The organism is Cyanothece sp. BG0011 (assembly GCF_003013815.1).
In the GTDB taxonomy this organism is placed as follows: Bacteria; Cyanobacteriota; Cyanobacteriia; order Cyanobacteriales; family Microcystaceae; genus Crocosphaera.
This window is the reverse complement of the sequence record NZ_PRLH01000099.1, coordinates 1-19,319: the sequence shown is the minus strand read 5'-3', so window position 1 is coordinate 19,319 and position 19,319 is coordinate 1. Positions and strand designations below refer to the sequence as shown.

At 38.2% G+C, this 19,319-nt stretch carries 17 protein-coding genes; 7 read left to right on the top strand and 10 right to left on the bottom strand.

Going from position 1 to position 19,319, the window contains the following annotated elements:
- Positions 1-291: 291 nt before the first annotated feature.
- Positions 292-1,560 (bottom strand): phosphatidylserine/phosphatidylglycerophosphate/cardiolipin synthase family protein, encoded by a 1,269-nt coding sequence (locus tag C4E06_RS13085; protein ID WP_198648645.1) that lies wholly within the window; start codon positions 1,558-1,560, stop codon positions 292-294.
- Between the two features lie 72 nt (positions 1,561-1,632).
- Positions 1,633-2,445, bottom strand: coding sequence for an SH3 domain-containing protein (locus C4E06_RS13080; protein WP_107668470.1), 813 nt, complete (start codon positions 2,443-2,445; stop codon positions 1,633-1,635).
- Positions 2,446-2,986: 541 nt separating this feature from the next.
- Here C4E06_RS13080 and C4E06_RS13070 point away from each other — a divergent pair.
- Both C4E06_RS13070 and C4E06_RS13065 read left to right on the top strand, forming a co-directional pair.
- On the top strand, positions 2,987-3,169 hold the full coding sequence (locus tag C4E06_RS13070; RefSeq protein ID WP_107668468.1) for a CsbD family protein: 183 nt from the start codon (positions 2,987-2,989) through the stop codon (positions 3,167-3,169).
- A 123-nt stretch (positions 3,170-3,292) separates the two neighbouring features.
- On the top strand, positions 3,293-3,673 hold the full coding sequence (locus tag C4E06_RS13065; RefSeq protein WP_107668467.1) for a CsbD family protein: 381 nt from the start codon (positions 3,293-3,295) through the stop codon (positions 3,671-3,673).
- Between the two features lie 265 nt (positions 3,674-3,938).
- On the opposite strand, the gene C4E06_RS13060 is transcribed toward C4E06_RS13065, so the two are convergent.
- On the bottom strand, positions 3,939-5,297 hold the full coding sequence (locus C4E06_RS13060; protein WP_107668466.1) for a cyclic 2,3-diphosphoglycerate synthase: 1,359 nt from the start codon (positions 5,295-5,297) through the stop codon (positions 3,939-3,941).
- Positions 5,298-5,563: 266 nt separating this feature from the next.
- Here C4E06_RS13060 and C4E06_RS13055 point away from each other — a divergent pair, with 266 nt between their 5' ends.
- Together C4E06_RS13055 and msrB are read left to right on the top strand one after the other, a co-directional pair.
- Positions 5,564-6,355: a glutathione S-transferase family protein gene (locus tag C4E06_RS13055; RefSeq protein ID WP_107668465.1), complete on the top strand. Its 792-nt coding sequence runs from the start codon at positions 5,564-5,566 to the stop codon at positions 6,353-6,355.
- Positions 6,356-6,468: 113 nt separating this feature from the next.
- Positions 6,469-6,885, top strand: a complete 417-nt coding sequence (gene msrB, locus C4E06_RS13050; protein ID WP_107668464.1) for a peptide-methionine (R)-S-oxide reductase MsrB — start codon at positions 6,469-6,471, stop codon at positions 6,883-6,885.
- A gap of 43 nt (positions 6,886-6,928) precedes the next feature.
- On the opposite strand, the gene hemL is transcribed toward msrB, so the two are convergent.
- The 5 genes from hemL to crcB form a co-directional block, all read right to left on the bottom strand.
- Entirely contained in the window at positions 6,929-8,230 is a 1,302-nt protein-coding gene (gene hemL, locus C4E06_RS13045) for a glutamate-1-semialdehyde 2,1-aminomutase (RefSeq protein ID WP_107668463.1), read from the bottom strand.
- Positions 8,231-8,548: 318 nt separating this feature from the next.
- Positions 8,549-10,099: an AAA family ATPase gene (locus C4E06_RS13040; protein WP_107668462.1), complete on the bottom strand. Its 1,551-nt coding sequence runs from the start codon at positions 10,097-10,099 to the stop codon at positions 8,549-8,551.
- Between the two features lie 9 nt (positions 10,100-10,108).
- Entirely contained in the window at positions 10,109-10,894 is a 786-nt protein-coding gene (locus C4E06_RS13035) for a hypothetical protein (RefSeq protein ID WP_107668461.1), read from the bottom strand.
- Between the two features lie 25 nt (positions 10,895-10,919).
- Entirely contained in the window at positions 10,920-11,726 is an 807-nt protein-coding gene (locus tag C4E06_RS13030) for an EI24 domain-containing protein (RefSeq protein WP_107668460.1), read from the bottom strand.
- Between the two features lie 198 nt (positions 11,727-11,924).
- Positions 11,925-12,302 carry a fluoride efflux transporter CrcB gene (crcB, locus tag C4E06_RS13025; RefSeq protein ID WP_107668459.1) on the bottom strand — a complete coding sequence of 126 codons (378 nt, stop codon included), beginning with the start codon at positions 12,300-12,302 and terminating at the stop codon, positions 11,925-11,927.
- 92 nt (positions 12,303-12,394) lie between these two features.
- Here crcB and C4E06_RS13020 point away from each other — a divergent pair, with 92 nt between their 5' ends.
- The gene (locus C4E06_RS13020; RefSeq protein WP_107668458.1) at positions 12,395-13,354 is read left to right on the top strand and encodes a LysR family transcriptional regulator; all 960 of its coding nucleotides are present in this window, start codon (positions 12,395-12,397) and stop codon (positions 13,352-13,354) included.
- Between the two features lie 143 nt (positions 13,355-13,497).
- Here C4E06_RS13020 and C4E06_RS13015 read toward each other — a convergent pair whose 3' ends face one another.
- Positions 13,498-15,012 carry a reverse transcriptase domain-containing protein gene (locus C4E06_RS13015; RefSeq protein ID WP_107668457.1) on the bottom strand — a complete coding sequence of 505 codons (1,515 nt, stop codon included), beginning with the start codon at positions 15,010-15,012 and terminating at the stop codon, positions 13,498-13,500.
- Positions 15,013-15,654: 642 nt separating this feature from the next.
- The gene (gene glnA / locus C4E06_RS13010; RefSeq protein WP_107668456.1) at positions 15,655-17,076 is read right to left on the bottom strand and encodes a type I glutamate--ammonia ligase; all 1,422 of its coding nucleotides are present in this window, start codon (positions 17,074-17,076) and stop codon (positions 15,655-15,657) included.
- 342 nt (positions 17,077-17,418) lie between these two features.
- Here glnA and C4E06_RS13005 point away from each other — a divergent pair, with 342 nt between their 5' ends.
- On the top strand, positions 17,419-18,048 hold the full coding sequence (locus C4E06_RS13005; RefSeq protein ID WP_198648644.1) for a hypothetical protein: 630 nt from the start codon (positions 17,419-17,421) through the stop codon (positions 18,046-18,048).
- A gap of 75 nt (positions 18,049-18,123) precedes the next feature.
- The coding region (locus C4E06_RS13000; RefSeq protein WP_198648642.1) for a hypothetical protein at positions 18,124-19,319 on the top strand (1,196 nt) is incomplete at its 3' end.

Genomic DNA, 19,319 nt, shown 5'->3' with positions numbered 1-19,319 from the left:
TCTAATAGGAAAATCTTATCCTATCTTAGATGATTTTGGGATGAGAGCAAGTGTAAATAATTTCTGAAATTTTTCACTGTTGTCTGCATATTGGACTAAGAAATAATAAGTTTTTTAAATGCAGTAATAAAGCTTGTGGATGGATTGGAGATGCTGATCTTAATGGGTCGTTGATGATAGCTTTAGTGGGGCGAAGTGTAAGGTCGCCTGGAGGTTCGAGTTTATTGGCTTGTCCAGTAAATTCAGGGCTACAGAAAGCCCACGCTAAGCTGTCGCTATAGCGTGGGAACCTTACAGTTGCCAATAAAATAAAGACCAGAAAGCCGCAACCAAGCGATCGCCGAAAGGTCTTTTGTGCCAGTCTTCTATGGTAATTAGATGACTTTTTTCAAAGGCTTTCATAAAAAATTGCTCAACTCGATCAGCAAAGTCACGATTTTTAATAGACAAGTTTAATTCATCGTTTTGAAAAAAGCTACGGGGATCAAAATTAGCACTGCCTAAAGTAATCCAATCATCATCAACTAAAATCATTTTCGCATGAATCATACTGGGTTGATATTCATGAATGGGTATGTCTCCCTTGAATAATTTATCATAACGTTCACGGGCAACTTTACGAACAAAAGGTTTATCACAATGCTTTCCCATAGTGAGCATTCTAACATCAACTCCTCTTGCTTTGGCATCCCTTAACATTCGACAAGAATTAGAATTCGGTAAAAAGTAAGGAGTTGCGATCCAAAGTCTTTTAGTTGACCCTAAAATTAAAGTTTGAAAAAGAGAACGAATAGAGGAATCTTTATAACTAGGATAATCATTAGCGGTTACTAATATTTCTGGAGAATCGTCTTGTTTTTGAGAGGGAATCTCAATAAAATCGATCACTCCTTTGGTATCTAACCAATGCTGCCAAAAAAAGCCCGAAAGTCTCCTTAACACATTCCCTTCTATGGCTATTTCATAATCTAACCAAGGTTCTTGATCTCCAATTTCTGGCCAACCATCCCAACGATCAGAAATCCCTGCACCTCCAATTAAGGCAATTTCATTATCAATAATTAAAAGTTTGCGGTGATTTCGTCTTAAATTTTTTAGAGGATTTCGCCACTGAAATTTATTAAATTTCCACACTTCTATTCCTTCTTTTTTTAAATTCTTCCAGTAAGAATCTGGCATAGACTTGACCCCATAATTGTCTACCACGAGTTGAACTTTTACCCCAGTTCTCGCTTTATTAATAATAGCTTTCGCCAATTGATCAGCCCGATTTCCTGGAGTCATAATATAGGTTTCAAGTTGGATAAACTTTTTAGCTTTTTCGATAGCGTTTAGTCTGGCCTGAAAAATTTCATTTGCCCCTACCCAAAAATTAATAATATTACCTGAAACAATAAATGAATCAGAAAAATTAGCAACCGTTAGGCCAAAATACTCTGAATCTGAGGTGGGAAAATTCTTAAAATAATAGTTTTTTTCAGGTTGAAAATAGCCTTGTAAATATAAGCTGACTAAAATAACGATAATAATAACGAACAAAATCTGAATGAAAATGACCATAGTTAATCCTATTAATGAAAATGGAATCTTAACACAGTTAAGACTCCATTTGTATATAGTTTCGTTAAGTTTTTATTGATCATTCAAAGAGGTACAATCCCCTAGATTAGCTGAGGTTACATAGCCACTATAGGGACGTTCAATGGGTACCCAACCGTCATAACCTTCGTTAGCAATAGAAACTTGATTGGTTTGGTCTAATTTACCAATAACATCGCCCATGGGTTGGGATCTCACGGGAACATCAGGAGACATAATTTGACGACAATTACTATCAGCTACCGTGGTAATATTTTCATCATTAATTGAGGTGGGAAGGTTAGCAGTCGTCTCACAATTGGTTAAATATTGAGAGACAACATAACCATTAATAGGGTATTCAATGGGAACCCAACCATTAAACCCTTCATTAGCAATCATTACTCGTTGTTCGTCGGTTAATTGTCCCACAATTTGACCGTTCGGTTTTTGTCTAACTAATAATTGATCTCTACTCACTTGTCGACAGTTACTTCCTGGCACTGTAGTCGGATTGGCGGCTGTTGGATCATCATAATTGCTAGGTTGATTAGTAGAACTATCACCCGAACAATATTTTAAATTATCGGCATAAACATATCCAGCAATCGGGTAACTAATTTGTACCCATCCCTCTTCGACTTCATCTATAATATAAACTCGATCCGTACTTTCTAAACGACCAACAATTAAGCCAGTGGGTGCATTTCTAACGTTAACAAACGAGTCAGCATTAACTTCTCGACAAGTATCATTTTGGGAGAGTAATGTCTGTTCCGTTTCTTCTGCTTTCACAGGATTTACGGCATTTTGAATCAATAAAAATGGAACAATACTGAGCAAAGCTGATAATTTCTTTAGTATCATAAGTGTTTCCTCACGACTATCAATAAAAACGATCAAATAATTAAGTCAATTTTATAAAGTTTCAACGGTTTAAAGTTCTTCAATCCCATCAATAAAACCGATGCCAATCACAATTAAAGATATGAAAATAAAAACATATCCAGGGATTATATAAAAAAGTCCAAGTTGTGTTAAAATAATAAAAAAGACTCCACTAACAAAGACAGATTTTATAATATTAAGGGTACTCTTTTTATTTAATTTAAGCTTTTCATGTTTATTTCTTGTATATTTAGACACTTGAAAATATTGGGAAACTTTTAACGACAAAAACCGTCTCTATTTCGGGTTGAAACTGCTTATAATCATAATCAAAAATGAAACAAAAAAACCTCCTTCCTAAGATAGATTAAGTTAAAAGCGGTTATTCTGCCTAGAGAAGGAATAAACAATAAAATTCAGCCATTAGTAATGTATCTTTTGACAGAAGTTTGATCACAACTATTTTGTTTAGAATAATGAATAGTTACGTTAACAAAATTAACAGGGGTATTAGTTTATTATGAGTACAGAAGATAGAGTGGATGCAACCATGAAAAATCTTGAAGGGAAAGCCCAGGAAATGGTCGGAGAAGTTACCGGCGATCCTGAAGATAAAGCAGAAGGACAAAAGAAACAAGCTAAAGCAGAAGTTCAACACTCTGTAGAAGATGCTAAAGAGAAAGTAAAAAAAGCGATTGACTAATCAATCAATTATCTAGTTTTTATTAAGAAAGGGAGAAAATTATCTTATCGTCTCCTTTTCTTTAATAAAAATTTTGTCTATCAAATTTCATCTACCTTCACCACTTCCGCAATAATTGTAATTATGAACATTCAATCCATGTTATCAAAAATCAATCGAGTATTAGCTATTTTATTATTAGTTTCTGGACTCTTTCTAGGAACGTTAACCTATAATGTTTCTTCTTCTTATGCTGTTACTAACCAATATCTAGCAGTTAACAGCACTAGAGCAGAAGGAATGGTTGATCAAGTAAAAGGTAAAGCCCAAGAAAAAGCAGGAACTGTTCAAAAGAAATTCGGCGACGACCTAGAAGATAACATTGAAGGAACCACCAAACAAGTTAAAGGCCGTGCTAAACAAGACATTGGCAGAGCAAAAAGAGGGGTCGAAGAAGCTAAATCTAATGTAGAAGAAACCTCTGATAATGTTGTCGATGCAGTTAAGGACTTCTTTGGTTCTTAATATAGGTTATAAAGTAGAAAGCCTTAACTTCTAAGGTTTCCTACTTTATCGCTTCGCTCGAAGTCAGAAGTAGGAAGTCAGAAGTCAGAAGTTTTTTTTCTAATAATTTTTAGTAAAGACTTTCTACTTCTAGACGTAGAAATTGGGTTTAAGACCCCCGCTACAAATTTATTTTAGCGGTCTTCAATTAGTGGTGAGTTTCAATCTCCCACTAATTGATACTTCTGACTTCACACTTCTGACTTCTGACTTCTTGAATAATATCTTAGATTTTTTCTAAGAATGCTTCTATCTGTTCAGTTAATCCTGGACTTTGGGCTTCAGCAAACTCATAACTCGCCCGAATAATGGGTTTATTGACCTCAATTAATTCTCCTAAATTACTGGGGGTTGCTGCAACTACTACGTCAACCTCTGCTTGATTAATGGTGGTTTCTAACGCTTTTAATTGTTCGGGAAAATAACCCATTGCCGGTAAAACAGACCCAATATGAGGGTAAGTTTCGTAAATTTTAGCAATTTCAGGAACCGCATAGGGGCGAGGATCGACAATTTCTTTAGCCTGGGCGCGAGTGGCGGCAATATAACCGGCCCCGTAGGCCATTCCTCCGTGGGTGGTGGTGGGTCCATCTTCGACCACTAAGACACGGCGATCTCGAACTGATTCCGGTTCATCTAAAACAATCGGCGATTTTCCTTGAATAATTAAGGCTTGAGGGTTCACCTGTTGCGCTGTTTCTTTTACCTTTTGAATATTGGCATCTTCGGCCGCGTCTACCTTGGCAATGATGACAATATCAGCCATGCGTAACACCACTTCTCCTGGATGATGGGTGGTTTCGTCTCCAGGCCGCAAGGGATCAACTAACACCAGGTGTAAGTCGGGACGAATAAAAGGAAAATCATTATTTCCTCCGTCCCAGAGAATAATATCCGCTTCTTGTTGGGCCTGTTGGACAATTTTTTCGTAGTCTACCCCGGCATAAACGATGTTCCCCACATTAATATGGGGTTCATACTCTTCCCGTTCTTCTACGGTACAATTGGCTTGGGTTAAGTCGTCAAGGGTGGCAAATCGTTGCACCGCTTGTTTTTCCAAGTCCCCATAGGGCATAGGATGACGAATCACGGCCACGGTTAAACCCTTTTTTTGCAATAATTTGGATAACCATCGGCTGGTTTGGGATTTTCCGCACCCGGTTCGGACTGCAGACACAGCAATGACGGGGACGGTGGCCGTTAACATGGTTTGTTGGGGTCCGAGTAATAAAAAGTCAGCCCCCGCAGCCAACACACGAGAGGCCAGGTGCATCACTTGACGGTGAGTCACGTCACTATAAGCAAAAATGACTTGATCGATGTCTTTTTCTTGACAAAGGGTGTCCAGTTCCGTTTCATCAACAATGGGGATACCCTCAGGGTAAAGCGGACCGGCTAAGGAAGGGGGATAAAAGCGGTTAGCAATACCGGATATTTGCGCTGCGGTAAAAGCCACCACTTCCACGTTTGAATTGTGGCGATAAACTTGGTTAAAATTATGAAAGTCCCGTCCGGCTGCCCCCATAATGACGATGCGAGTTTGCGCACCGCAATGCGGATCTCTTAGAGATCGCTCTGATTTCATTTTTTCAGCCTCCGATTACAAATTTTATGACAATTAATATCAGTTTTTTGAGAAAAATTAATACTTTTTTACTAACAAAAACAGCCTCAAGTTCACGGATAATTAGTAACGGTAAAACTTGATCTTTTTATTATAACAAATTTTCTATTTATCATTCCATAATTTGCGGAATATTAATAGATTACTACTCAGAAAATTATGACAAAATTGTAAAAAAACGTTACAGTATAAACAGATAAAAAAGACTGTTGGGGAGAGAACAGCCAATGATAGAATTGTATCAATTTGAGGTTTCTCAGTATTCTGAGAAAGTGCGTTTAATTCTTGATTATAAAGGGTTAGAATATCGGAAAGTAGAAGTGACCCCAGGGGTGGGTCAGATGGATCTCTATAAAATGTCAGGACAGCGACAAGTTCCTGTCTTAAAAGATGGGGATACTGTGATTGCAGATTCCACTGATATCGCCTTTTATTTAGATAGAAAATACCCAGAAAAGCCCATCATTCCCACTGATCCCGTTAAAAGAGGACAATGTTTATTAATCGAAGAATGGGCAGACGAATCCATCGGAACCAAAGGAAGAATTGCTTTAATTGGGGCGTTAAATCAAAACCCAAACTTTCGGACTTCGGTGCTACCCAAAGAAGTTCCTGACTTTTTAAAAACCTTAATTGGTGCGGTTCCTGGGGATGTATTAAGCGCATTAGGAACCGGTGTGGGGTTTGGTCCGGATGCGGTTAAAGAAGCCACCAAAGCCCTCAAACAAGACTTAGAAGCCCTCAGTCTTATCTTAGAACATCAACCCTATTTAGTAGGAGATGAAATTACCTTAGCGGATCTAGCGGTTGCTGGATTAAGTATTATTTTAAAACAACCAGGAGGGGATTATTTAGACATTCCTGATACCCTCAAAGGAAAAGGGATTCCTGGGTTAGCCGATAACACCACTTATGATGCTTTCTTCTTGTGGCGCGATCGCTTATATATGGACTATAGAAAACCCATTGCTTCTAAACCCTCTTCAGGGGACTCTCCCACTACCATAGAGATAGAGTAGTTAAAACAGTGACCAGTGAACAGTGACCAGTTACCTATGGTAAAAACCTCGTTCACCTTTGCTGTTCAAAACAGTTAAATATTTGTTGTTAATTATTTAGGAACCAAACAATCATGAAAACATCAGACAAACAATTTGAAGTTAACAAAAGCGAACAAGAATGGAAACAGGCGTTAACCCCAGAACAGTTTAACGTTTTACGCAAACATGGCACCGAAAGAGCCGGCACCAGTCCCCTTGATAAAGAATATGGAGAAGGGGTCTATAAATGCGCGGGTTGCGGACAACCTCTGTTTACTTCTGAAACTAAATATAACAGTGGTACCGGTTGGCCAAGCTTCTATAAACCCATTGAAGGTGCCATTGAAACCTCAGTGGATCGATCCTTATTTATGACCAGAACCGAAGTCCATTGTAGTCGTTGTGGGGGTCATTTAGGTCATGTCTTTCCTGATGGACCCAAACCCACAGGACAACGTTACTGTATGAATGGGGTTTCTTTGGAGTTTGATCCAGAAAGGGAGCAATAATTAATCGTAGGGGTCAACGGCCGTTGACCCCTACATAGATAATCTACAGACTAGAAAGTACCTCTTTCGCTGCAGCTAAGGTCTTCTCAATATCCTCTGAGGTATGGGCTAAGGAAGTAAACCCGGCTTCAAACTGAGAAGGAGCCAGATAAATTCCCTTTTCTAACATGGCTCGGTGAAAACGTCCAAATTTAGCTAAATCAGACTTTTTCGCATCATCATAGTTTCTGACAGGACCTTCTGTGAAGAACATACCAAACATTGCCCCAATATGGCCCCCACAAACTTGATGGCCCGCATCTTTAGCAATTTTCAGTAACCCTTCGCTTAACTGTTGGGTAATTTGTTCTAATTGGTCATATGTGCCAGGTTTTTGCAGTAATTCAAGGGTTTTGATCCCTGCCGTCATAGCCAAAGGATTACCGGATAGGGTTCCGGCTTGATACATCGGTCCGGCCGGAGCAACCATGGACATAATATCTTTACGGCCCCCATAGGCCCCAACCGGTAACCCACCGCCGATCACTTTACCCAAGGTGGTTAAGTCAGGAGTCACCCCAAATTTTTCTTGGGCCCCACCATAGGAGAGACGGAAACCGGTCATCACTTCATCAAATACGAGTAAAGCACCGTTTTCTTGAGTCAGTTCCCGTAATCCTTGTAAAAATCCACCATCTGGTACAACAAACCCAGAATTACCGACCACAGGCTCTAAAATAACCCCGGCAATCTCATCGGGATTATCTTTAAAGAGGGCCTTAACCGCTTCTAAATCGTTGTAAGGGGCAGTTAAGGTGTTAGCGGTGGTGGTTTTGGGAACCCCAGGGGAGTCGGGCAAACCGAGGGTGGCAACCCCAGATCCGGCCTGCACTAAGAACATATCCGCATGGCCGTGATAACAGCCTTCAAATTTGATAATTTTGTCTCGGCCGGTAAAAGCACGCATTAAGCGCAACACGGACATACAAGCTTCGGTGCCGGAGTTAACAAAGCGGACCATTTCAATGCTAGGAACTGCATCGATGACCATTTCTGCTAAAACATTCTCTAACAGGCAAGGTGCGCCGAAACTGGTGCCTTTGTCTAAAGCTGAATGCAGGGCCCCGATGACTTCAGGATGAGCATGACCACAAATAGCTGGGCCCCAGGTTCCCACGTAATCAATGTATTGGTTACCGTCTACGTCCCAAATATAAGCCCCTTTGACGTGATCAAAGACAATGGGTTGTCCGCCAACGGACTTAAACGCCCTAACCGGAGAACTGACACCCCCTGGCATTAATTTCTGGGCAGCAGAAAAAATATCTTCTGATTTTGTGGTTTTCAATGATGTTGTGCTAACCAAATTAATCTCCTTTTGTTCGTAACGTACTGCTGATGAAGGTTCTTTCGGACACAATGTGGGCTTTTTAGTCTTAGACAAATGAGGTTAGATGATCCTTTCGTAGTTCAAATGTTGCCTATTGTTGCGTCCTCAAAAAACCGCGTTACACTGTCTCTGTTGAGAGAATGTAAGTTTGATGTCAGTGTTTAACTTCGGGTGTGTCTATCCCCCTTCTTTTGGCTTGACACCTTAGTTGTGCCTCGACGTTTGATGATTTTGTCGAAACCTCTAGGATTCTATTGCCTCCCAGACTAAAAGATCAAACTCCTATTGGTTTTATTATACGATGATGGTTCCTTTTTTTATGATTGTCTTGATTTGTTCTTGCCAGTTGTGGGTCGTATCAATTGTTCTAACATAGCTCATTTCTTCTTCATTGAAATCTTGGGCGTTATTTTGTTGTTGTTGCAATAAGTTGGGGGTAGCATCAGAAATATCTCCTTTCCGCTTTGAGAGGCGATCGCTTAAAATCTCTACGGGTGCATAACAATACAAAATTGTCAAGTTAATGTCATATTTTTTAGCGACTTCTATCACGGTTTCACGCCATTGATGACGATCAAATTTAGCATCTAAAATCACATTAAATCCTTCTTTTGCAATGATTTCTCCTAGTTTAATTAAAGTTTCATAGGTTTTTTGGTTCATTTCTTCACTATAAAGTTCACTGTCTCCTCTTTCGTCTAAGGGGATATTTCCTAAGTGTTTCCGTACAGCGTCAGAGCGAATTAAAATAGCATTAATGTTTTGAGCAAGATATTTGGCTATGGTGGTTTTTCCTGATCCTGATAACCCTGACATTATCATAATTTGTCCTTGATGTTGTTGGGTATATTTCCAAGCTAAATGATAATAATTTTTAGCATCTTCTTGGGCTTTTTTATGCTCTTCTTCGCTAATATTAGGATCATCAAGTAACATAGAATTCACTTTTGCTCTAACATAAGCTTGTCGGGAAAGATAGACAGGTAATACTTGCAATCCTTGCCAATCTCCCGTATATTCTAAATAAGTATTAAGAAAAATATTGCTCAAATCTTGACGGTTTCTTGCCTCTAAGTCCATGACAGTAAATGCTATATCAAACATTACATCAACGTAGCGAAATTCTTCATTAAATTCAATGCGATCAAATAACTGTATTTTATTATTCCATAGGCAAACATTTTTTAAATGTAAGTCGCCGTGACACTCTCTTATTTTATCTTCTTGTTGTCGTTGTTTAAAATATTTTTGTTTGAGTTGAAAATAGCGATCAGTAAACTCTTTTGTTTCCTCATATTGTTGTTTACTTTGAGCAATACCGATATATTTTTCGGTTCTCTCATAATTTTCATCAATGGATTTTTTGATAACTTCTATATTCCCAAAACTACGGATATAATCGTTAGTTTTTGTGTTGTGATGAAACTTTGCCACTACTTTTCCTAAGTCTTGTAGATGATGTTTTTCTAGTTTTCCTGCTTGAAATAGATTGATAAATAAACAATCTTGAGGAAACTGATTCATCTTGAGAACATACTCTATAATCTCTCCTCTTCCTCCTATTTTGATTTGATTTTTTTCTAACGTAATAGGTAAAACTTCTAGATAAATATCAGGAGCAATCGCTTGATTCATGGTCAACTCTTGATTTAAAAAGTGTTGACGCTTTTCTAGGTTTGAATAGTCCAAAAAGCCAAAATCAACAGGCTTTTTTATTTTATAAGCATAGTTTCCTGTTAAAAAGATAGCTGACGCATGGGTTTGAACAACTTTAATTGGATCTTGTACCGCATGGGGATAACTATTGGGGTTTTGGAGTTCTTTAATAAGGGTTGAAATATCCATAATTTTTTCTTAACTAACTCTAATATAATCAGCAAACTTAAAGTTTTGTAGTTGTTTTAATTGTTCAGAAACCTCTCTAAATATTGATAATAATTGTTTAAAAGTTCGGTTAACAATTTCTAAGGCGATCGCTTCTCCAGAATGACCCCCAATACAAATTTGATTATTCACCACATTACTAATAAGAAGTGTGCTACCCAAGTTAGGATGAACAAGATCACAAAATAAACTATATAAATCATGAATTGATTGATCTTCTTGCATCCATTTTTGTAAACAAGTTAACACATTAACCTGAGAATTTTTCAGAATATTTCCTGGTTTTAGATTATCTAATTCATCAAAATAGTCCACTAAAAAGTCCCCCCAGTCAAATCGATTTCCGATAATATGTTTTTCTAACCAAGGAATAATAGTTTCTACTTCTTCTGTGGTAACTTTGCCATCTTCTAAGGCAATTTTGACTAAAGGAAACATCTTGCTAGTGACATAATATCTTAAAATAGCGGTATGTTCAATTAAGGATCTGCCAATGAGTCCATATAGTAGATAATTTTCTTCATTTAAAGATTGAATTAAAGACTTACATAACAAATAATATTTATTAAAATAGACCGTTAAAATAGCATCTAAATAATGATCGTATAAATGATGACTATCTTTATTAATAGGACTCCACATTAAAGTTTTTTCACTTTTGTGGTGTAAAAGTTCTGTTATTTCTTCAAAGTTTGCTAAAGACTCCACAAGATCAGGAACAACTTTTTGACGAATATTTGTGTTAAATTTGATCATGGTTTAACTCATAGAATGAATAGGGTTATAGATACTTAGGAAGAATGCGATCGCAAACAAATAAGGTTCCACTTCCCACACAAAAAGGAATGGTAATTAAATTAATAAAAGGGATACCAATTAATAATAAACAAATAGCAGCAAACCCGGCACTTGCTGGGAAACATTTCCAAACGAGGTTAACTTTTTTTCTAAACTTTAGTCGTCTTCTTTCTAAAGCACCATCAAAAAAGTCTAAACAAATAATTGTTCCTGTAATTGTTAACCCCCCTACTGTCGAAATAATCGCCCCAATAACAGGAAGAAAACTTAACAAAAAGATGAAGACAGCACAAGCTAAAATCAAGACTATTTTTTTCAATTCAAACAAAATAGCTCGCCAAATATCTCGAATCATTCCTACTTCAATAATTTCTACGTTATCGGTTCTAATTTTCTCTATTTTCTCTGATAAATTACCATACCAAGGGGCAGCTAATAGAACACCAAATTGAACTAAAATAAATCCTGTTAAAATTAATAACAGTAAACTTAAAATAATCCTAATTAACCATCCTAAAAAAATAACAACATAATCTAAACTATTCAACCAAGTCGGAAGATCAGCTAACAGTAGATCAAGACGGTTAATGATACTATCGGTTAAAATTTCGGTCACTTGCCAACCAAAGAAAAATAAACCAACATACAGGAAAATCCCAATAACAATATTAACTAAAATGGGAACAATAACATAAGATAATAGACTAGGATGAGATTTAAACAGTCTCAATAATCGAAACGGATAACTCATTCCTGAAAAAAAACCGAAACCTGTGAGAATTTGTAACATAATTATTCTTTATTTTGTTTCACAGGAGCATTATTTATGGGATTTCTCAGACTCATGAGGGAAACCCAATCATCAAGAGTCTGACTGCTATATTCTATCACTAATTGAAAATGAAGAGGCTTTAAACTATTATTGGGCATATATTTATTTTTGCATGAAAGCCTTTTTACTTTGCCCGAAGGGTGTGGTAATTGTTTCTTAACTCCTTTTGACCAACATTAAACCGATAAAAGTTCCGGCAAACCCCCACAATAAACTGATAAATGTATAAACCAATAACAAAAAATATTGTTGATGTCTTAATAACAAATTATTCTCCAAAGAAAAAGATGAAAAGGTGGTAAACCCTCCACAAAACCCTGTTACTAATAACAGTCCCCAGTAGGGATGAATAGGATATCTTTCAATTAAACCAATTATGATACCAATTACTAAACAACCCATTAAATTAACGGTTAATGTTCCCCAAGGAAACATGGTATCAATTTGTTCATTCATTATTTTACTAATTAAATAACGGCCACAACTGCCTAAACCCCCTCCGAGAAATACCAGTAACCACGACAAAAACTCCATGTCAACTATTAATTCGTTTAGTATCAATTTCTACGAAATCAGGGACAAAAATAAGATAAGGTTAAGATAACAAGATATAGACAGCCTTATCAATGCGAATTGAGCAACTACAAGCATTTTTAGCGATCGCAGACACGGGCAGTTTTGGCCAGGCAGCGAGTCAGTGTGGTATTACTCAATCAACCATTAGCCGACAAATACAAGCCCTAGAAGGGAACTTAGGTGCTTTATTGTTTCATCGCTCCACTCAGGCTAAATTGACGGTAGCAGGGGAAAAATTGTTGCCAAGGGCCAAAAAAATTTGTCAAGAATGGGCAACCGTTGGGCAAGAAATCAAAGATTTACAAGCAGGAAAACAACCAGAATTATGTGTGGCTGCCATTCATTCAGTTTGCTCCCATTTTCTGCCCCCCATTCTACAACAATTTTGTTTAGATTATCCTCACGTGCAGTTACGAGTCACCGCTTTAGGTAGCGATCGCGCGTTGAAGGTATTACGGGATGGTTTGGTAGATATTGCCATCGTTATGAATAATCGTTTTTTGACCACTAGCCCTGAGATGACGGTTGATTTATTATATGAAGAAAAAATTTACGTTTTAATGGCCGTTAATCATCCTTTAACCCAGTATCATCAGATTCCTCATACCGAATTAATTAAGTATCCTCAAGTGGTGTTTAAAGAGGGTTATGGAATGCAAAGATTACTACAAGAATGGTGTTCCCTTCATAATTTAACCATCAATGCGGTGATGGAATTAAATACTTTAGATGCTTTTCGGGGAGTGGTTAGACAGGGCGAAATTGTTGCTTTACTGCCTGAAACAGCATTAATTGAAACCAACAACGATAACCGTTTAACCGTTCGTTCTTTAGCCCCTATTTCTGATGAATTGAGTCAAAAATCTCCTAAACTTTTAACCCGTGAGGTGGTTTTAGTTTCAACTAGCGATCGCATTACCATTCCTCCCATTGCTCATTTTTGCCATCTTGTGCGTCAGGGAGTGACTCGGTTTAATCAACAAACGATGAACAAGTCTCTTTCTGCCTAGTTTAATGGTTAACTGTTATGTGAACTACCTACACTGACTTGACAGTACAGTGTAGGCTGGTTGAGTCGAGGGGAGCTATTATGCTCCGCCCCTCTCATTTAGATCCGGACGTGCGACTTTCACCGCATCCGGCTCCCGACAAATTAGGCTTTTACAGCCTTGCCCTTGTGGATGTAGTCATGGCAGCTTTCGTGAACCGCTAATAGGTTTTTTGGCTTCCAATTACTATGGTTTCCGTCTATATGATGAAGATGTACTTTTTCATCAGAGGTTAGCTTTAGTCCACAGTATCCACATGAATGGTGTTGTCTTTTCAGACACTTAGAGGTTTGGTTGTCATAGAGTTTGCTGTTACGCTCACTCCAATAGACTAAGTCTCCATCGTAGAGTGATTTATTCCCCTTGACGTTGACGTGGCGGTTTTCGTTATATGGTACTGCGGGAAATGCCTTCTTGATTAGTTCTGTTGCCGTATGACGGTTCAGTTTCTTCTCTTTATTGAAGACTTTGAAGGCTCTGTGGTTCATTCTCCATAAGGAGAAGCGAGAGCCATCCATTTTGCAATATCTATGGTAGTTTCGCCATCCTCTAATTAGGGGGGCTAATTTCTTAGCCTTTTCCCTAGCTCCAATATTCGAGCAATTGATGATATCTTTGACTTTTTGACGGAATGCTTTGTAGTTGTCCTCTGAAGGGACGCATCTAAACTTCCCGTTGGTTTGCACTTTGAAGTGCCACCCTAGAAAATCAAATCCATCTGTCGATTTAACGAGTTTGGTCTTGCTTTCCTTGACCTTTAGTCCTCTTTCAGCTAAGAATTCTTCAATCTTTCCAAGTATCTTTTCAGCATCGTCTTTAGGCTTTAGAATTAGTACCATATCATCTGCATAGCGTACAGACTGGTGGATGTCTTCTATACCATCTAGAGCGATGTTGGCTAATAGAGGACTCACCACCCCCCCTTGAGGGGTTCCTTGTTCTGGAAATTCTGGGTTAATTCCTGCTTTTAAGCATCGCCATAAGCCGAGTTTAATAGCTTTAGGGGCTATAACCCTTTCCATGATGGATGTGTGGTTTATCCTATCGAAACATTTTTCTATGTCTAGCTCAAGTATTCTCTTGTTTAATCCGTTTCTGTCGGATTTTAGATTTAGAAATAGAATCTTTTGAGCGTCGTGCGCTGAGCGTCCAGGTCTGAACCCGTAGCTATTGGCGTGGAATAGTGCTTCATGTGCTGGTTCTAGGGCGTATTTTACAAGGCATTGCCATGCTCTGTCTGCCATAGTCGGAACCTTTAGCAATCTGGTTGTTCCATCCTTTTTGGGGATGGGTATTTCTCTTAGCTTAGAGTGTTTCCAATCGTTTGCTTTGAGTAACCTTTCTGCTAGGTCAAACCGTTGTTTGAAGCTTAAGGATTTTACCCCGTCAACTCCTGCGGTTTTCTTGCCAGCATTTAGCTGTGATACTTGTCGGACTGCGAGTAGTCTAGCTGCTTTGGATTTCAGAATCAGCTTCTGTAGGTTCCTAGCCCGCCGTTTATCTCCTGCTTGAATGGCTTTAAACAATCTTCTTTGGAGACGAAAGAGATTTCTGCGGAGTTTCCTCCAGGGAATGCTCTTCCAAAGTTCACTGAAGTTTTTAGTTTCGTGTCTAACCATGTTCACCTTCGGTTAATCGTTTTCTCTTTTGCCTCTAAGCAATTACGCTTAGTCCTACCCGAATCTAGAGAGTTCCGCCTCTCGTCTTGCCTACCCAGGTTTCGACCTTCCTGAGACTCTAGACTCGTTTTTATTCGTTCCATCCGTTTGATTGATTGTCCCTTTAGATTGAACCAATTTGACTATCGGATACCCTTGGTTATGCCGTTCTTACCAGAATGAGTCGGCGGGTTTTATTGCTCCGATGAGGTCAGGGGTTACTATTCTTTCTGCTTTCCTGCCTGGGGATGAGTCACTTTTATAGGTTCTGTTTAATCATGGGGACTCCTTTAACGCCAGTGTCACCAGCAGTCGGTGTCTGATTGCGTCCTGTTCCCAGCTTCACTCTGTAGGATTCCGGGCCTACTCGGTGTGGGCAGGTTTTGAGTCACGCCTAACCTTAGCGGGGAGGGCTTTCACCTCCATCAATCGGATAGTTATCATCTAGCTTTTGGGAGCTAGAAGCCTTAGTTTATAGGCCTTACAGCCATTTCGCTAAGAACGAATCGCACTCTGGTATCCCCTTAAGGACTCATTAAAGTCAGTGAAGAAGCTACCTTCTCCACTGCTCTCCAAAACGTAACCTAAATAATGACTTTAATTCTAGACATCGTAGTACAAAGCAAACTCATAGGGATGAGGCCGTAAACGCATAGGATTAACTTCATTATCGAGTTTATATTCAATCCAATTCTCGATAAAGTCATCTGTAAAGACACCTCCATCGGTTAAGAAAGCATGATCGTTTTCTAAGCTTTCTAATGCTTGTTCGAGGGAGCCAGGAGTAGAAGGAATCTTACTGAGTTCTTCAGGAGACAAATCGTAAATATCCACGTCTAAAGAGTCTCCTGGGTCGATTTCATTCTTGATCCCATCAATCCCTGCACAAAGCATCGCAGCAAAGGCTAAATAGGGGTTAGAAGTTGCATCAGGGCAACGGAATTCTAGACGTTTTGCTTTAGGGTTAGGGCCAGATAAGGGAATACGGACTGACGCAGACCGATTACCTTGAGAATAAGCAAGGTTTACAGGCGCTTCAAAACCTGGAACAAGACGCTTATAGGAGTTGGTTGTCGGGTTAGTAAAGGCTAACAAAGCAGGAGCGTGTTTTAAAATACCACCAATGTAATTTAAGGCTAATTGACTTAAGTTGGCGTAACCATCGCCCCAAAATAAAGGTTCTCCTCCCTTCCAAATAGACTGGTGGACGTGCATTCCTGACCCATTATCATTAAATAAAGGCTTAGGCATAAATGTTACGGTTTTACCATATTTCTTAGCCACGTTTTTGATGACATATTTGTAAGTCATCAAATAATCAGCGGCCTCGATTAGCTTGGCAAAACGGAATCCTAATTCATTTTGTCCACCAGTTGCCACTTCGTGGTGATGCTTCTCAATGGGTACCCCACATTCAGCCATGGTTAGCAGCATTTCTGTTCGCATATCTTGAACAGTATCAGTGGGAGCGACAGGAAAATAACCCTGTTTATAGCCAGGTTTATAACCTAAGTTTCCGCCTTCTTCTTCTCTGCCGGTATTCCAACGACCTTCTACACTATCAACGTAATAGTAGCCTTTGTTCTCGGTTTGATCGAAACGAACGTCATCAAACACGAAAAACTCTGCTTCAGGACCGAAAAAGGCTGTATCACCAATCCCTGTGCTTTTAAGATATTCAACTGCTTTACCTGCAATGGTACGAGGATCACGCTCGTACCATTCCCCTGTACGAGGCTCTTTAATGCCACAAATCATACTTAAGGTAGGTTCTTCATAAAAAGGATCGATCCAAGCCGTTTTTGGGTCAGGAACCATACACATATCAGATTCGTTGATAGCTTTCCATCCCCGAATACTCGAACCGTCGAAAGGAACCCCATCGACAAAAGAACTCTCATCAATTTGATTGTAATAAAAAGAGCAATGCTGCCAAATCCCTGGTAGATCAATGAATTTGAGGTCAATAATTTTGATGTTGTTGTCTTGAATCATTTTCAAGACTTCTTGGGGCGTTTGGGCCATGAAAGACTCCTTGGGGTTTCAATATATACATCTCTTCAAATCATTGATAGTAAAGATAGGCTTTACTTCATTTTGTATAATTTGATACTGTTTAGTCCGATTAAACCTGTAAATAATACTAAGTTTTAAGACCAGTCAGCCAAAAGGACGAGAAATGACTTTAATATGTAAAGAATTGTATCAAACCCCTCAAGAAAAAGTCGTTGAATTCAACTAGATTAAGGATATAGTAAACATCAGCATACGTTTATTTAGGCATCCTCGGTAATGCAAGTCTCATTGCGATCTAAACCCATTTTTGATCTATTATCCAGTCTTTCCTTAAGTAGACTCAGGTACAGCATGATCAAGGTCATTCCTTTATTACTCCGCAAACAACCACGCAAAATCCTACTGTGGTCATCAGGATCAATGGGAACAACCCTGATGTTAGCTTGGAACCCGAAACTGGTGGGGGCGACTTTAATCGGTATTGGATTGATGCGTTTCGTCTATTGGGTTCAGACCACTAACTGGCAAAGTCGTTGGTTATACTGGTATCAATTTTTTAATAGTTCTCAAGGAAAATTAGCGATCGCAGTCGTTACTGGCGGATTGGGTACAATCAGCAGTTATATGGCTCTCTATATCTGGTCTAATGCTGAAAATCAGTGGTTAGCTACTGGATTGATTTTGCAAGGTTTAGGAACTTTTTTAACCTTAGGGTTATTGGGGTGGCAAATGTTTGATTTACCCAGAAAAAAACAACGTAATCAATATCAAGAATGGCTGTCACACTTAAGCGATGTTAATGACTTAAAACGATTAATGGCTGTGGAAAATTTGTCTAATCTTTTACAAAAACAAACATTAACCCCAACTCAAACTCAGCAACTTTTCAATTATTTTCATCTGATGTTAAATCAAGAAAAAAATACAATGATTCGTCAAGCTATATTAAAAGGTTGTCAATTGTCAGGACAGATCGAATGATTAAACTAATTTGCTATACATCCGAAATATATGCTTAAGCTTAATAAAGTCATAAGATTAACCTTTCTAAGGATTTTGGTTATCTTTGTTAGCTTATCCTTCTCCTTGTTTAATCTTCCTGTGGCCTTGAGTCATCGTCCTCATGATGTTGTTGAGCAAGTAGAATTATCCCCAAATTATAGTGATAATCAAACTCTATTCATTATCGTCCGTGGAAATCTATTTAAATCTGAAGATGGGGGGACAACTTGGCAAAGATTATGGAAAGGATTAGATAATGTTGATAATTTAGTGACTCTCAGTGTAGCAAAAAATAATGATAATATTCTCTTCACCTCTTCTTTATATTCTGGTATTTATAAATCTGAAGATGGGGGTCAATCTTGGCTAAAAGCTAATAAAGGATTAAATATAAAAGATACTAAAATTAATTTATTAGAAATTTCTCCTAATTCTGATAAGTTTATTGTAGCAGCAGACAGTGAGCAAAGTATTTATAAATCAGAAGACGGGGGAGAAAGTTGGACTCAAATTTTCCAAAACGACGAACAAACAAAAATCACTAAAATTGCCTTGATCAAAGATCAACCAGAAACAATTTTAATCGCAGATAATGTAGGAAATATAAAAATTTCAAATGACAAAGGAGAGAACTGGGAGACTTTATTAACTCTAGATAATAATAGTAAAATCACAGCTTTACAAGTTTCTCCGAATTTTACTACAGATAAAACCATCTGGATAGGAACAGAAAAAAATGGAGTTTACATTGTTGCTGATGGAAAAATAACAGAAGAATTAAAAAGTGAAAAAGTAGCAGATAAATTTATTCGAGATATTGCTTTTTCGCCTAATTATGATATAGACTCTACTCTATTTCTTTCTACGTGGAATAATGGGGTTTTTCGTTCAGAGGATGGAGGAAAAAGTTGGACTAATTTTAAACAAGGATTGACAAAATCAGAACAAGCAGATGAGAAACAATTTAACGCACCTCATTTTGATGAGATACGACTATCTAATAATTTCCAACAAGATAAAACCATGTTTCTGACTGGTTTTGATGGTATTTTTAAATCAACTGACGAAGGAGAAACCTGGCAAAACCTCAATAGTTTATCTTCTCGTATTGTAATTGGTCTTGATGTTTCTCCTAATTATGAAAACGATTCCACTCTTGCTGTTATTGATTATGTTGGGCAAGCTCATATTAGTTACAATCAAGGTCAGTCTTGGTCTGCTATGCGATCCGGTTTAGAATTAAATTTAAG

Coding starts and splice junctions, on each gene's coding strand:
- C4E06_RS13085 (WP_198648645.1), bottom strand. CDS start 1,560: ATGGTCATTTTCATTCAGATTTTGTTCGTTATTATTATCGTTATTTTA.
- C4E06_RS13080 (WP_107668470.1), bottom strand. CDS start 2,445: ATGATACTAAAGAAATTATCAGCTTTGCTCAGTATTGTTCCATTTTTA.
- C4E06_RS13070 (WP_107668468.1), top strand. CDS start 2,987: ATGAGTACAGAAGATAGAGTGGATGCAACCATGAAAAATCTTGAAGGG.
- C4E06_RS13065 (WP_107668467.1), top strand. CDS start 3,293: ATGAACATTCAATCCATGTTATCAAAAATCAATCGAGTATTAGCTATT.
- C4E06_RS13060 (WP_107668466.1), bottom strand. CDS start 5,297: ATGAAATCAGAGCGATCTCTAAGAGATCCGCATTGCGGTGCGCAAACT.
- C4E06_RS13055 (WP_107668465.1), top strand. CDS start 5,564: ATGATAGAATTGTATCAATTTGAGGTTTCTCAGTATTCTGAGAAAGTG.
- msrB (WP_107668464.1), top strand. CDS start 6,469: ATGAAAACATCAGACAAACAATTTGAAGTTAACAAAAGCGAACAAGAA.
- C4E06_RS13040 (WP_107668462.1), bottom strand. CDS start 10,099: ATGGATATTTCAACCCTTATTAAAGAACTCCAAAACCCCAATAGTTAT.
- C4E06_RS13035 (WP_107668461.1), bottom strand. CDS start 10,894: ATGATCAAATTTAACACAAATATTCGTCAAAAAGTTGTTCCTGATCTT.
- C4E06_RS13030 (WP_107668460.1), bottom strand. CDS start 11,726: ATGTTACAAATTCTCACAGGTTTCGGTTTTTTTTCAGGAATGAGTTAT.
- crcB (WP_107668459.1), bottom strand. CDS start 12,302: ATGGAGTTTTTGTCGTGGTTACTGGTATTTCTCGGAGGGGGTTTAGGC.
- C4E06_RS13020 (WP_107668458.1), top strand. CDS start 12,395: ATGCGAATTGAGCAACTACAAGCATTTTTAGCGATCGCAGACACGGGC.
- C4E06_RS13015 (WP_107668457.1), bottom strand. CDS start 15,012: ATGGTTAGACACGAAACTAAAAACTTCAGTGAACTTTGGAAGAGCATT.
- glnA (WP_107668456.1), bottom strand. CDS start 17,076: ATGGCCCAAACGCCCCAAGAAGTCTTGAAAATGATTCAAGACAACAAC.
- C4E06_RS13005 (WP_198648644.1), top strand. CDS start 17,419: ATGATCAAGGTCATTCCTTTATTACTCCGCAAACAACCACGCAAAATC.